At 70.1% G+C, this 13,866-nt stretch carries 12 protein-coding genes and 1 pseudogene; 6 read left to right on the forward strand and 7 right to left on the reverse strand.

Annotated elements, in window-relative coordinates; translation table 11 throughout:
* Positions 1 to 116: 116 nt before the first annotated feature.
* Complete coding sequence (locus BMY97_RS26715; RefSeq protein ID WP_091621365.1) at positions 117 to 1,679, reverse strand: hypothetical protein; 1,563 nt, start codon at positions 1,677 to 1,679, stop codon at positions 117 to 119.
* Positions 1,680 to 1,714: 35 nt separating this feature from the next.
* Positions 1,715 to 2,341 (reverse strand): response regulator, encoded by a 627-nt coding sequence (locus tag BMY97_RS26720; protein WP_091621367.1) that lies wholly within the window; start codon positions 2,339 to 2,341, stop codon positions 1,715 to 1,717.
* A 240-nt stretch (positions 2,342 to 2,581) separates the two neighbouring features.
* On the opposite strand from BMY97_RS26720, the gene BMY97_RS26725 reads away from it, so the two are divergent.
* A complete protein-coding gene (locus tag BMY97_RS26725) occupies positions 2,582 to 3,073 on the forward strand; it encodes an excalibur calcium-binding domain-containing protein (protein ID WP_091621370.1) in 492 nt (163 codons plus the stop codon).
* Positions 3,073 to 3,729: a class F sortase gene (locus BMY97_RS26730; RefSeq protein WP_091621373.1), complete on the forward strand. Its 657-nt coding sequence runs from the start codon at positions 3,073 to 3,075 to the stop codon at positions 3,727 to 3,729. The genes BMY97_RS26725 and BMY97_RS26730 overlap by 1 nt, the downstream gene beginning before the upstream one ends.
* A 25-nt stretch (positions 3,730 to 3,754) precedes the next feature.
* Here the strand turns inward: BMY97_RS26730 and BMY97_RS26735 are convergent, their stop codons facing one another.
* Complete coding sequence (locus BMY97_RS26735) at positions 3,755 to 4,501, reverse strand: thermonuclease family protein (protein WP_245787509.1); 747 nt, start codon at positions 4,499 to 4,501, stop codon at positions 3,755 to 3,757.
* Positions 4,502 to 4,792: 291 nt separating this feature from the next.
* Between BMY97_RS26735 and BMY97_RS26740 the strand changes: the two genes are divergently transcribed.
* Positions 4,793 to 6,745, forward strand: a complete 1,953-nt coding sequence (locus BMY97_RS26740; RefSeq protein ID WP_091621378.1) for a 3'-5' exonuclease — start codon at positions 4,793 to 4,795, stop codon at positions 6,743 to 6,745.
* 10 nt (positions 6,746 to 6,755) lie between these two features.
* Here the strand turns inward: BMY97_RS26740 and BMY97_RS26745 are convergent, their stop codons facing one another.
* Positions 6,756 to 7,076, reverse strand: a complete 321-nt coding sequence (locus tag BMY97_RS26745; protein WP_091621381.1) for a nucleotide pyrophosphohydrolase — start codon at positions 7,074 to 7,076, stop codon at positions 6,756 to 6,758.
* Positions 7,077 to 7,223: 147 nt separating this feature from the next.
* Between BMY97_RS26745 and BMY97_RS26750 the strand changes: the two genes are divergently transcribed.
* From BMY97_RS26750 to BMY97_RS49635, 3 genes and pseudogenes are all read left to right on the forward strand, one after another.
* Positions 7,224 to 8,561, forward strand: a complete 1,338-nt coding sequence (locus BMY97_RS26750; protein WP_342744054.1) for a DUF6880 family protein — start codon at positions 7,224 to 7,226, stop codon at positions 8,559 to 8,561.
* A 136-nt stretch (positions 8,562 to 8,697) separates the two neighbouring features.
* Complete coding sequence (locus tag BMY97_RS26755; protein ID WP_091621909.1) at positions 8,698 to 10,242, forward strand: hypothetical protein; 1,545 nt, start codon at positions 8,698 to 8,700, stop codon at positions 10,240 to 10,242.
* A 176-nt stretch (positions 10,243 to 10,418) separates the two neighbouring features.
* Positions 10,419 to 11,648, forward strand: a pseudogene (locus BMY97_RS49635) (IS3 family transposase); the annotation flags it as partial.
* A gap of 156 nt (positions 11,649 to 11,804) precedes the next feature.
* On the opposite strand, the gene BMY97_RS47230 reads toward BMY97_RS49635, so the two are convergent.
* The 3 genes from BMY97_RS47230 to BMY97_RS26770 all read right to left on the reverse strand — a co-directional run bounded on the left by BMY97_RS47230 (position 11,805) and on the right by BMY97_RS26770 (position 13,814).
* Complete coding sequence (locus BMY97_RS47230; RefSeq protein ID WP_177231568.1) at positions 11,805 to 11,966, reverse strand: hypothetical protein; 162 nt, start codon at positions 11,964 to 11,966, stop codon at positions 11,805 to 11,807.
* Positions 11,967 to 12,126: 160 nt separating this feature from the next.
* Positions 12,127 to 13,059, reverse strand: coding sequence for a type I pantothenate kinase (coaA, locus tag BMY97_RS26765; RefSeq protein ID WP_091621386.1), 933 nt, complete (start codon positions 13,057 to 13,059; stop codon positions 12,127 to 12,129).
* Between the two features lie 122 nt (positions 13,060 to 13,181).
* Positions 13,182 to 13,814: a macro domain-containing protein gene (locus BMY97_RS26770; protein ID WP_091621389.1), complete on the reverse strand. Its 633-nt coding sequence runs from the start codon at positions 13,812 to 13,814 to the stop codon at positions 13,182 to 13,184.
* Between the last annotated feature and the right edge of the window lie 52 nt (positions 13,815 to 13,866).

The following is a 13,866-nucleotide window of genomic DNA, read 5'->3' on the forward strand; positions in this document are numbered from 1 at the left end:
AAACGCGGGTTCGCGGGGAGAAGCGTGAGTTCGAGGGAAAGCGCTGGTCGGCGGGAAAGCTCGGGTCCGCAAGGATGCGCGGGTCTGTGGCGAGGCGGGTCGGGCGGGGAGTGGTGTCAGTCGGCTTCGGCGGTGATCTGGTGGGGGCCCAGGCGGAAACGCAGGGTAGTCAGGGGGAGGTTTCGCACCGCGTGCCAGTAGGCGGCTGAAGCGACGGCCAGCGGGTCGACGTCGGGGGGAACGGCGAGGGTTGTCGTGGCGCCGTCTTCGGTGCGGATCAGGCAGCGGCCTGGGGCAGTGGCGGCGATCAGGCGGGCGGTCGGGCGGCGGCGGGCGGTCTCGGCGGCCCAGGCGGGGAAGTCGTCGGTCCGGTCTCGGTGGATGACGGCGGCGCCTTCCAGATCGGCGAGTGTGGACAACTCGGCATGCGCGACCACGTGAGTGCCGGGCAGGGGCTCACCAGTGTGGGGGACGGCGGCTGGAAAGCGGGTGACTGCCAGCGTGGCGCCCTCGTTGTGGACAGCCACGCGGAGCGTCGTCGGCGGCTGGACCTGTGGAGCGGGGTCTCCAAGCGGTGGAAAAACGGCAGGGCGAGCCGGTTCCGTTAGGTCGAGCATGGCGTACAGCAGCGGGCGGAGGATCTCCGCGCATTTGCCCGGGTACTCCACCGCCTGTTCGGCGATGCCGGGGACGGGGCCGGCCTCGATCGTGGCGTTGATCTGGCTTGCTAGGTCGGACCTAACGAGTCTCGGGGCCTTCGTGAGCAGTTCCGCGAGCGGGGAGCCGCTCACCACGGTGTCCGAGATGGGGCTGCCGATGATCACGGGGACGCCGGCCGCCGTTGCGTAGAGGGGCATCGAGCCGCAATCGGAGATCACGCAGTCGGCGGAGAGCAGCGTCGCCTGCCAGCCGTGCTGGGGCGGGATCACGGTGAGCCCGCCGCGGATCGCCGTAGCCAGGGCGGCGCGGACCTGGAACGGGCTGTGCGCCGACCAGACGCCGGGGTGCAGCACCAGGCTCACGCGGTACTCGTCCAGTGGCAGCTCGGCCAGAAACCGTTGTGGCACCAGGTGATCGGTGCCGACCAGGGAGTCAGGGCCCCACGTCGAGGCGAGCACCACGTGGGTCCGCGAGTCCGCGCCGAGCAGCCGCCGGAAGTGCGGCACCCGATGGGCGCTGGCCAGCATGCGGTCGTGGCACGGGTCGCCGATGACCACGGTGGGCGGGGCGTTCCCGTCGAGGTGGCGCAGCTGGTTGCCGTGCGAGAGCCCGAGTCGCAAGCGCTTGCCGCGTAACCGCGACGGGTTCAGGCCGGACACGATCTCGGTGCGCGGGTAGTACTTCTGGTGCCCGATCCCGTGCGGGATCAGCAGCACCGGCGACGGCAGCTCGGCGAGGTCGTCGTTCTCACTCGCCGCGATCGCTAGGTCGAACCCAGGTTTGACGGCCTGTGCCCAGGGCACGACGGTTGTCCCCAGGCTGTGGAGGAATTCCGGCAGCCCGGCACTGAAGATCGCTGGGTTCGACCCATCGAAGGTGAAGAAGGGCTGGACGCGGGGGTCGTCCTCGAACAGCGACAGCACGTCCAGCAAGCGCGTCACGGTGGTGACTGTCCGCGCGACCACCAGCACGCGTCGCTCGACACCGAAGGTCTGCCAGTGGTGGTAGGCCGGATCCATCGAAAACGACGGGGGGGGGGTGCGTATCTCCGGCATTACTTGCCGCGGCGGGCGATCCAGGCGGCGGCCTGGGTGCGGCGTTGCATGCCGAGCTTGGCGAGGACCGAGGTGACGTAGTTCTTGACCGTCTTCTCGGCCAGGAAGAGGCGTTCGGCGATCTCGCGGTTGGACATGCCCTGGCCGATGAGCTCCAGTACGTCGCGCTCGCGGTCGGTGAGGGCGGCGAGGTCGTCCGTGGGCGGGTGGCGGAGCTTGTCCAGCACCCGGGCGGTGCTGAGCGGGTCGAGCAGGGAACGGCCGGCGGCGACCTCGCGCACGGCGTTCACCACGTCCTGACCCCGCACCTGCTTGAGCAGATAACCCGACGCGCCCGCCATGATCGCGCCGACCATGGCCTCCTCGTCGTCGAAGGCGGTGAGCATGAGGCAGGCCGGCGGGCTGGGCTTGGACCGCAGCTCGCGGCAGAGGGTGATGCCGTCGCCGTCGCCGAGGCGGACGTCCACCACGGCCACGTCCGGCTCGACGTGCATGGCCACCGCCAGCGCCTCCTCGACGCTGCCGGCCTCGGCGACGACCTCGATGTCGGTCTCGTCGCCGAGGAGGTCGCGCAGGCCGCGGCGGACCAGTTCGTGGTCGTCGACGAGCAGCACCTGGATCGGCATACCGCCAGGTTACGGGGTGTGCGAGCGGCGTGGCCGCCCTCCGTGCCCGACGCCACGGGCGGCTGGTGGCGGGAGCCCCGTCCGGCGCGGGCGAAAAATCACCGGATATACCCGATCAGGTGGACGGACCGCCATTTCCGGAACAGTGGACGTTGGCTGGGAAATCGCCCGTAACAGTCCTCGGGGAATCGCGATACTTACCACGCATCATCCCCATTTCCCCTTGGAAGGACCACTCCGTTGTCCTCATTTCGTCGTGCCTTCGGCCTGGTCGGCGTCGTCGCCGGGTTCATCTTGATCGCGCCGGTCCAACTGGCCTTCGCGCAGGTGGGAGACAAGAACTGCAGCGACTTCACGTACCAGGAGGACGCGCAGGCCGTGCTCGACCAAGACAAGTCCGATCCGAATGGGCTGGATGCCGATCATGACGGCATCGCGTGCGAATCGCTGCCGCACCGGCCCACTCAGAGCAGCACGCCGACGTCATCGCAGAATCCGTCAGAGGGCGGCTCTGCTACTTCGGTGACAATTCCGGAAACGTCCACGACCACTTCTACCCGGACGCCGGTGAAAACTGAGCCTCAGGTGAAGGTGAAGCCCGTCGGCGGTGTCGCGACCGGCGGCGGCGAGCCGGATGAGACTGGCGGCGGCTTGCTCATCGGGGCCGGCGTCCTGCTCGCGGCGGGCGCGTCCGGCGGGATGGTGCTCTACCTGCGCCGGCGTCCGAGCTGATGCGGGTCCGGGCGCTCCTGGTCGGCGCCGTTCTCGTCGTGGCGGTGGCGGTGCTGCTGATCGCCGCGTTCCTCCAGGCGCCGTCCCCGACGGAGGGCGTGCAGCCGGTCCTCGCGACGGGCGGGCCGCCGGCGTCGGTGAGCGAGCCGACGCCGTCGGCTACCCGGCTGCCCGTCGCGAAGGTGCAGACGCCGTCGAAGCCCGCGGCGCTCGAGATCCCGGCCATCGGCGTGCGCGTCGACCACCTCGTCGAGCTCGGCCTCACGACCGAGGGCGCCCTCGAGGTGCCGAAGGACGCGCTGACCGCCGGCTGGTTCACCGGCGGTCCCACGCCCGGCCAGGTCGGCCCCGCGGTGGTGGCGGCGCACGTCGACTACCGCAAGGTGCCCGGGGTTTTCTTCCGCCTCAAGGACATGCGCCCCGGCGAACAGGTCGTGGTCAGCCGCGCGGACCGGACAAGCGCCGTCTTCACCGTGTACCGCGTCGACCGTTATCCGAAATCACAGTTCCCGACCGACCGCGTTTACGGCGACACCCCGACCCCGGAACTGCGCCTCATCACCTGTGGCGGCGACTTCGACCACTCGACCGGGAACTACCGCGACAATGTCGTGGTTTACGCGCGGATCGCACAGGCTTATCTCACTACCCCGTGAGTCGGAAAATGATTCCCGGGTAGATTCACTTTTCGCAGGCCACGCCGTCGCCGTCGCGGTCCAACGCTTTTCGGTATCCGGGCTCGCCGACAAGCAGCGGAGTGACACCAGCGGCCTTGGCGGCGGCGCAGTTCTTGTAGTAGACGGATGAGGAATTGTCGGGTGCCGGGGCCGGCTCTTCGGTGGTGGGGGCGGGCGCCGGTTTCGCGGGAGCAGGTGCGGGGGCGGCCGGGGGTGCGGGTGGGGCCGGCGTCGGGGCGTCGATGGTGCCGTTGCAGGGCGCGGCCCACAGGCCGACGGCGGTCTGGCTGGCCGTGTTCTGCAGCGCTTGGAGTGACGTCGAGACGGCGTCGGCGGCGTACTTGGCGAAGCCGCCGGAGATTGCCGCGGACGCGTAGTCCGTGCCGTCGGTCAGGGCCAGCGCGACGCCGGTCGCGGTGTCGGTGGTCAGCTTGACCGGGGCGCCGACGAGTTTTGTGGTCGCCCAGCTCAGCGTTTCCGCTGCGTAACAGTTGTTCCCGGTCGGGACGGTGACCCCGAGTACGTGCACCGTCCGGTGGGTTCCGTCGCTGCCGGCGAGTTCGACGGTGGCGCCGTCGGTCACTTTGTCGACAGTGAACGTGGGCGGTGGCGGCGGAGCGATCGACGAGGACGAGGGCGACGGTGTGGTCGGCGCCGCCGGGGCTGCGAGCGGCTGCGTCGGCGTTTCGGGAGCCTTGCCGAAGATCGCGCCCAGGACGAACAGGACCACGAAAACGCCTAGCGTGGCCATCAGCCACTTCGGAAAACGCCGCCCGGGGCGCGCCGCGGAGGGTGGAGTGGGGTGCATTCGGGAATTCCTCGTTCCTCAAGGGCAAGTTGGTGAGGATATTTTCGCGGGAGAACCCGGCCGCGTTACGGCGATGACGTGCAGTTGGCGTGAAAATGTCCAGTGTCACTCGAACGGTCCTGGTTTATCGTCACAGGAGCGTCACGGATTCCGGAACTGGTGGAAATAGTGTCACATTCGACGGGCCGTGGACGATCTTCACCCGAACCTCCTCCGGCAGAAAGTACGTTGGCCATGGCCGAGTTGATCGAATTCTTGCCGCTTACGCGAGACGGACGGGTCTCCGCGCGTGAAGCCGACTTCACCGCGATCGACGTGAAGACCACGGGCTTGCGTACGGGCCGCGTCGTCGAACTCGGGGTGGTGCGCGTCCGCGCGGACGGGACGGTGCGCGGCGAGCTGGCGACGCTCGTCTCGCCCGGGTACCCGCTGCCGCCCGGACCGCATCGGATCGACGGGGAGGAGCTGGCCGGGGCGCCATCGTTCGGCGATGTGCTCGGGCCGTTGCTCGATTTGTGCCGCGGCGCCGTGGTCGTGGCGCACGATCTGCCGTTGACCTCGGGGTTCCTCGCCGCGGAGATCGCGCGGCTGGGCGGCCGGCTGCCGGTGCTGCCTGGGGTTTCGACGATGCGCGCGGCGCAGGAGGTGGTGCGCCTGCCGAACTACCGGCTGGGCACGATCGCGCGGGCGCTCGGCGTCGGCGACTACCCGCCGTACCTCGCGTCGGCGTCGGCCGGGGTGTGCGCGCGGGTGATGACCACGCTCATCGGCGCGCACGGCCTCGGCTTCACGGCGCCGCCGCGGTTCCCGGAGCTGCCGCGATTCGCGCCCGGCGGCCGGATTCTCCGCCGCCCGGACGGTGACGTCGTCGAGAACGGCTGGATGTCGGGCGTGGTCGACCGAATCGTCGCCGGGCCTTCGGACCCGACGGTGGCGTGCGCTTATCTGGACCTGCTCGCGGAGTCCGTCGGCGACCAGCACCTGTCGAGCGAAGAGGTCTGGGCGCTGGCCGGGCTCGCGGCCGACGCCGGGATGACCGAGCCGGATGTCCGGCGCATCCACGAGAGTTTTGTGGCCGCTCTGCGCTCGGTCGTGGAGGCGGATGGCGTGGTGACGGCGGCGGAGCACGGTGAATTGCGCCAGGTCGCGGCGGCTCTCGACGTCCCGGAGATCGTCGACGGCCTCCGGCCCACGGGTCCCGGGAGGGTGACGCGCGTGCTGGTCCTCGGCACAACGGCAGCGGCGGACCGGCTGCGCGCCCGCGTGCTCGCCGAGGGTGTGCAGCTGGCGAAGAAGCTGACGGCCTCGGTTACGCACCTCGCGTACGACGACGGTGTGCCGACGGGTGAGCCGCGGCTGGCGCGGGCTGTCGAGCTGGGCGCTGAGGTGGTGGCGGTTAGGGAGGCGGAGGCCGCGCTGGGATTCGAGACGGGCGACTCCGCTGCGGCGCGAGGTTCGGAGGGGGCGCCGGTGTGGCCGGTGGTGGAGCCGACGGAAGTGGCGCGGTGGGCGGGCTCGGTGGATTCGGCGCGGGCGGAGGGGTTGGGGCGGCTGGAGGAGTTGAGCCTGCGGGATTCGGCGCGGGCAGAGGACTCGGGATGGGCGGGGAACTCGGCGCGGCTGGACGAGTGGGCGCGGCAGCGGGATTCGGCGGGGCTGGAGGAGTGGGTGCGGTCGGAGGAGGCGGCACGGCTGCAGGAGCGGATGCGGTCCGAGGAGTCGATGCGGCCGGAGGGCCGGGCGCGGCAGCGGGAGTCGGCGCGGTCGCAGGAATTGACAAGACAGCGGGAGTCGACGGGGCCGCAAGAGTCGACGGGGTCGCAGGAACCGGTCCGGCAGGAGGAAAAGCGGCAATTCGCGCCGGTGGCTGTTCCCGCGCAGCGGGTTGAGCCGAACCCTGACGACGTTGCCGGTTCCGTGGTTCCACGTTCGGCGCCTCGCAGGGCCGCACCGCATCCCGTGGATGCGCCGACCGACGGTCTTGCGGTCGCGCCGCGTCAGGGGTCGGCGAGGGTGGGCGGGCGGGTGATGATGGGGATCGGGCTGGTGCTGATGTTCGTCACCGTCATCGCGATGTTCGGTGGGGCCGGGGTGGGTGCGGGGGTCTTCTTCGCCGTCATCGGGGTCGGGCTGCTGGTCGGGGGGTGGCTGGTGGGGGAGAAAGGCGCGGCGGCCGGCCGTTCCTAGCCGGCTGCGGTCATCTCTCCACTGGGGGGAAACGGGTTTCGTTGCGGTCGATCTTCGCGTTGGCCGCGGCGAGGAGGTCGATGCCCAGTGAGTCGGCGAGGCGGACCAGGTAGAGGGTGACGTCGGCGATTTCGTCCTGGACGTTGAACTCCATCGTGGGATCGGTGCGCCAGGCGGCGGCCTCCTCGGGCGTCAGCCATTGGAACAGGGAGATCAGCTCACCCACTTCGCCGGACAACGCCATGACGAGATTCTTCGGGGTGTGGAACGGTTCCCAGTCGCGGGCGGCGGCGAAGTCGCGGAGGCGCTGGGTGAGGTCCTCAAGGTTCACCGGGACTGACTACCACGTCGGTCAGGCCCGCCCGAACGCCGCATATCCGCAGGCCGCGGGCCGGTGACCCGCGGTGCGCGGTTGCTCCGGAAAGAGCACGCAGTTGGCCCACACGCACGACAGAGGCCATGCGGCAGACTGATGCGCGTGACTGGTCCCCCGGATCTGCGGCCCTACCTGCGTACGTTGGATGCGGAGACGATGGCGGAGCTGCTGTACGCCCAAGCGCAGCGTGACCCTGAGTTACGGCATTCACTCGAATTGCGCGCCGCCACCCAATCCGGTGACGTGACGGAGGCGCACCGCCTGCTCGACACCGCCGTGTCCGACGGCAACATGGAGTACACCGCGAAGGTCGGCGCGGTGCTGGACACGCTGCAGCGGCTGCTCGACGCGGGCAGCCGCGCGGACCTCGCCCCGTTGGCGCGCCGCACGGTCGACGACATCGGCGAGATGCTGGAGCAGTCCGGAGACCCGTCGGGTGATCTCGGTGACCGGCTGGAGCGCGCCGTCGAGCTGTACGCCCGGGCGTGCGTTGCGCGGCCGCCGGACCCCGGCCAGCTCGCCGACTGGATCCTCGAGGTCGAGTTCGAAGGGCTCGGCCGGCCCGTGATCGAGCTGGCCGAATTCGCGAAAGCGTTGGGGGAACGCGGACTCGACCGGATCAAGTCCACTGTGGACGACGTCGTCGCGGCCGGCGCCACCGGGTACCGCCGTGACGTCGCGGAGCGGCTGCTGGAGGAGCTGGCCGAGGTTCGCGGGGACGTCGACGGGCTCGTCGCCATCCTGTCCGCGAAGCCGCCGCGGGTGGACGTCAGCCTGAAGATCGTGCGGGTGCTTCGCGCGGCCGGACGGCACAGTGAGGCCATCGCGCACGCCGCGCGAGCGCTCACGCCACACAAGGCGCCCGCGCCGCCGGAGCCCGAGGACGAGACGGTTGCCTTGCGCCGCAAGGAGTTCGACGCCGAGCCGGGGCAGGTCACGTACCTCGCGTTGCGGGAGGCGTCGGTCGAGGCCGGTGTCTGGTCCGTACAGCGTGTCGGCGCGTTGAAGCAGCTTCGCGAGTGCGCGGGCGAAACCGAGGAAGGCGCCGAGGAACTTGCGCGCGCCCTGCTTGCCGAGGGACGGCCGGACGAGGCGTGGCGCGCGTGTGTCCGCTTCGGCGGCTCACTGGACCTGCGCGTCGAGCTGGCCGCGCTGCGCGAAGCCGAGCACCCGGCCGAGACGATCCCCGTCTACCGCACCCAGGTCGAGCGGCTGATCGAGCAGAAGGACCCACAGTCCTACCGCGAAGCGGCGAAGCACCTGAAGAAGCTGCGGACGCTGCACAAGCGCGCGGGGACGGCGGAGGAGTTCACCGGCTACCTGGCCGATCTGGTGACCGTGCACCGGCGCAAGACGCGGCTGATCGCCGAGGTGCGCGCGGCCCGGATCGCGTTGCCCAAGCCCCGCAGCCAGGCCGCGACGGACTCGTTGACCAGCTGAACCGGCCCGTCGCGGACTCGTTGACCAGCCGAAACGTGGTCACTCGCCCGACCGAGGAGCCGGAACCACCCGTGGGCCCGCGGCGACCAAGCTCCCGCGAGTCCCCGCTGGCGCCGTCGATGCAACGATGTTCGGCATGAGCCCGGTGAGTCGCGCCCGCAAGAAGAACCCGCAGCCCGCAGCGCACAGCGTGAACGGTCTGTTCAAGGACGTCCTCCGGGACTTCTCCGGATTGGCGGCCGAGCCCGGCCCGTTCGACGTCGAGCTGCTCGCGTCCGAGGTGCTCGGCCAGTGGTGGGACCTGGCGATCGAAGGTGACGCCGAGGGCGGCGAGCAGCTGGGGCTGGAGCTGATCGCGTTCGCGCAGCGCAAGATCACGCCCGGGGCGGCGGCGCTGCTGGCCGCGTTGAAGGTCGTCGCGGAGACCGAAGAGGAGCGCACGGCGGCGGCCGACGCGCTCGGCGTGGTGCTGGGCCGCGGCATTCCGGAGCCGGAGTGGGCGGCGTCGGTCGGCCAGGTGACGGTCGGCGAGTGCTGGCGCACCGGCGACGTTTACGGCGACGAATCCTCGCTGCTGTGTGTGTTCTCCCGCGGCGACGCGACGCTGGGGCTGTTGGCGCTGCTCGACTTCACCGAGCGCGGCCGCGTGCGCGACCTCGTGGTCATCGACGCGCCGATCGAGGTGCTCACCGAGATGCGCGCGCAGGCCGCGGAGGACGCGGAGCTGGTGGTGCTGGACAAGATCGAGCCCGCGGACGCGCACCGGCTGCTCGTCGACGGCATCGCCGAGACCGACGGGATGGAAGAGCCCGAGGTCGGCGCGGACTACGCGCGGTTCCACGCCATCGCGCTGACCTGGTGCCGGGCGCTGCCCGAGCCGTCGGCGTCGCTCGAGGTGGAGGAGTGGGCGCCCGCGCGGCGCGAGGCGGCGGTGGACGAGTTCGTCGCGGCGTCCGGGCTGGAGGAGCGGGAGATCGCGCGGCTTCTCGTGGACCACGGGTGTGAAACCGAGCCGGCGAATCCGCTGCGCGTCGGGCCGGAGAAGCTGGCGCGGTTCCTCGAGGCGCTGCTCGGCGGCGAGTACGAGCTGGAGGACGAGGACGCCCTGGCGCCGGTGGTGCTGGCGTGGGCCGCGTGGGCGGGTGCGCGCGAGGGGCTTTCGGAGGTCGCGGTGGCGGCGCTGGTCGCGGACGTCACGGAGTACCTGGAGGAGTACCTCGCCGAGGAGCCGGACGAGGACGAGCCGAACGACTACCTCGACGGCACCGAGTCGCCGGAGGAGGTGCTGGCCGTGGTCGAGCGCCGCCGGTTCGCGGTGCCGTCGCTGAACACGGTGATCGGCGACGAGGAGCTGACCGACCTCGACCCGGGCGACCCGGAGCAGCGCCGGCTGCTGGTGATCGGCGAGCACCCGGAGTACCACGAGTCGCTGGCGGACGACTCCTTCGACGGCGAGCCGCGCCTGCACCTGGCGCTGAAGACGACACTGGTCGACCAGCTCTGGGACGACTCCCCCGAGGAGGTCTGGCCGGCGGCGCTGCGGCTGGCCGAGCGGGGCCTTTCGCGCGACGAGGTGCTGGGGGAACTGGTCGCGGTGCTGGAGGGCCAGCTCGAGGAGACCGGCGAAGACCGGCTGGACTACGACCTGGACGGGTACCGCGAGGCGTTGGAACAGGTCTGACCCGGTACGAAACCCCCGCCCACTGAAGTGCTCCCCGGAAGTTGGACTGAGAATTCAGTTCCAGCTTCCGGGGAGTTGTTGTATGGATCCACGTAGTGCGTTGTCGGAGGGGCAGCGTGAGGCGGCTGTGGCGTTGTTCGAGCGGGGTTGGGGGGACACCTCGGTAGCGAGGTCGATGGGCGTGGCCCGCTGGCCGGTGCGGAGCGTGTATCGGCGGTGGAAGCTGCATGGCAGGCTTGCGCTGGTGAGGAAGCCGGTCAAGGGATCGTTCTCGTTCGAGGTCAAGCGCTCGGCGGTGCGGCGTTTCCTGGCCGGAGAGCTGGCCGCCGAGCTGGGGCTGTCGTCTCCGGCGGTGGTCAAGAGGTGGGCCCGGATCTACCGGCGCGAGGGCGAGGACGCACTGCGCCCGAAGCCCAGAGGCCGGCCACCGGGCGCCTCTGATAGTGCCCCTGACCAGGTCAGCGAGCTGAAGCGGCTGCGGCGGGAGAACGCCCGGCTCCAAGCAGAGGTCGCTTACCTGGGAAAAGTGCGTGCCTTGAGGGAGCGACGACCGCGGTGAAGGTCCGCGCCGTCGTGTCGCTCAAGGCTGAGCACTCCCTCGAACACCTGCTCGCTGCCGCCGGGCTGGCCCGGTCGACGTTCTTCTACCACCAGGCCCGCCTGAGGCGGCCCGATCCCCGAGCCGAGCTGAAAGCGGCGATCACCGCCACCTTCGAGGAGAACCGGCGCCGGGGGCATCGGGTCGTGCACTGTGAGCTGCGCAAAGCTGGCTGGCAGGTCGCGAAGAAGCCGTGCTCACGCTGATGCGCGAGCTGGGTCTGGTCTGCCTGATCCGCCGCCGACGGCGCTATGTCTCCTACCAGGGCATGGTCGGCAAGATCGCCGACAACGTGCTGAAGCGGGAGTTCACCGCGACCGCACCGAACCAGAAGTGGGTCACCGACATCACCGAGTTCCGCGTCTGCGACCGCAAGGTCTACCTCTCGCCGGTGATGGACCTGTTCGACCGGCAGATCATCTCCTACTCGGTCGGCACCTCACCCAACCTGAACCTCACCAGCTCGTGCTTGCGCGATGCCCTGGCGACGCTGGCACCGGGACAGGCACCGATCGTGCCCTCTGACCAGGGCTTCCACTATCAGCACCAGTCCTGGCGGCACCTGCTGACCACTGCAGGAGCGACACCATCGATGTCGCGCAAGGCCAACTGCTACGACAACGCGGTCATGGAGAGCTTCTTCGGCCACCTCAAGGAAGAGATGTTCCACCACACCGGCTACCTCAGCACCGACGCCTTCACCACCGCGCTGGACGACTACATCACCTGGTTCAACACCGGCCGGGGCCACACACACCGCGAGGGTCTGAGCCCGGTGCAATACCGGACCCAGACCCTCGCTGCCTAGACTCAATTACCGAGTCCAACTTCCGAAACCCCCGCCCACCTCGGGGGGCGTCCCACGTCCAGTCTATCGGGTGGGGGTGCTCGGGCCGGGGTTTCGATGGGGCTGGGGGGTGAGTTGTCCACATCCGGGGCTGGGTGTGGATAGAGGGGCAGCGCCCTAAGCGGTCGGCCCGGTCGGTCCCGGGATCACCTCGGCCGCCTTCGAGCGGCGTTCTCGTAGGGCCTCGTCGAAGTCGACGACGAAGGTGCCGGCGGCCATGGCCACCAGCAGGGTCAGGCCTAGTACTGCGCCGATCCAGGTCAGGACGATGGTGAGCATGGTGGCCTCCTCCCCAGGTCAGACGGTTTTTCCTGGTGAGTTCAGGGTCGCTTTCGCCAGGGCGGCCCGGTATCGGCCAACCGGTTAGGAAAGCACTGGCCGATCGGCCGATCGGCCAGCCCAGGGTCACTCGGCGAGGCCGTGTGAGTGAACCGAGGGTTCAGAGCTTGCGGAGCCGGACGCGGTTGATGGAGTGGTCCGGGTCCTTGCGCAGCACCAGGGTCGCCCGGGGACGGGTCGGCTTGATGTTCTCCATCAGGTTCGGCTCGTTGATCGTGCGCCACAGGTGCCGGGCCTCTTCGCGGGCCTCGTCGTCGGGCAGGCCGGCGAAGTGGTGGAAGTGCGAAGCCGGGTCCGAGAACGCCGTGTGGCGCAGCTTCAGGAAGCGCTCCACGTACCAGCGCTCGATGTCGCCGGTGTGGGCGTCGACGTAGATGGAGAAGTCGAACAGGTCCGAAACGGTCAGGCGCGGCCCGGGCTGCAGGACGTTCAGGCCCTCGATGATCAGGATGTCCGGCCGCTCCACCACCTGCTCCTCACCAGGCAGGATGTCGTACGCGAGGTGTGAGTACACCGGCGCCGACACGTGCTCGGCGCCCGACTTCACCTCGGTGACGAACCGCAGCAGCGCGCGGCGGTCGTAGCTCTCCGGGAAGCCCTTGCGGTGCATGATGCCGCGGCGGGTCAGCTCGGCGCGCGAGTACAGGAAGCCGTCGGTGGTCACCAGGTCCACGCGCGGGTGATCCGGCCAGCGGGCGAGCAGCGTGCGCAGGATTCGGGCCGTGGTCGACTTGCCGACCGCGACACTTCCCGCGATGCCGATCACGAACGGGACCTTCGTGTCGCGGCAGTCGTCGCCGAGGAACGTGGTGGTGGCCTCGTACAGCTGCTGGCGCGCCTTCACCTGCAGGTTGATCAGGCGCGAGAGCGGCAGGTAGACCTCCGCGACCTCGGCCAGGTCGACCTGCTCGCCGAGCCCGCGCAGCCGCACCAGCTCGTCGGCGGTCAGCGGCAGTGGCGTCGAACTGCGCAGCTCACGCCACTGATCCCGGTGAAGCTCGACGTAGGGGCTGAGTTCACGCACCCGGGTCATCGCACACTCCTCGACCGTCGCCTGCGCTGGCTGGCGTCAAATGCGCCTTCAACGGTAGGGCCAACCACACGTGAACGCGCTGTGATGTGATGCACGCGCCCCTATCCTGCGGACGGCCGAGATCACCGAGCGTGACGACGGTGGCCGAAGACTTCCTCCCACGCCGCGGCCACCTGCCGCGCGCAGACGGCCGGTGGCACGCCGCCGACGCCGGTGCCGAGGCCCGGCATCGCGATGGTGGTGACGTGGTCGTGAACGGGCCCGTGATCGAGCTGTCCGTGCCGCCACTGCAGGAACACCGCGCGCGCCGCCAGGTACGGGTGGACGGTGTCGGCGGGCAGCACCTCACCGGGTTCGCGCATGGTCGGCGCGCTGATCAGCCAGGCCGGCTCGGCCTCGCCCGTCGGGACGATCACGGACTCGCCGATCGGCAGTTCACCGCCGTACGAAGCCAGAACCGCGCTGCGGACGCTCTGCTCGACCCCCGGGAAAGCGCGGGCGTAGACCGCGTCGATCCCGCCGCGCATCCAGCCGTACGAGTTCGCCGGGCTGACCACGGCCTGGGCGGTGACGTCGAGCACCGAGCCGCGGTGCACCCGGACCCGGCCACCGGGATCGGCGAGGGTGGAGAGGGCATCGGTCCACGCGGCGGCAAGCGGTTCATCGACGGCGCACAACACCAGTTCCGGCGCCCGCGGCGAGGCCGGCGCACCGACGTCTTCGCGCCCGGTGTGTGTGCCCGATTCGGCGGTCACGGCTCTAGCATGGCAAAAAACGCCACCCGGCGTAACCGGTTGGCGTACCGGC

It is taken from the genome of Amycolatopsis saalfeldensis (genome assembly GCF_900110575.1).
Lineage (GTDB): Bacteria > Actinomycetota > Actinomycetes > Mycobacteriales > Pseudonocardiaceae > Amycolatopsis > Amycolatopsis saalfeldensis.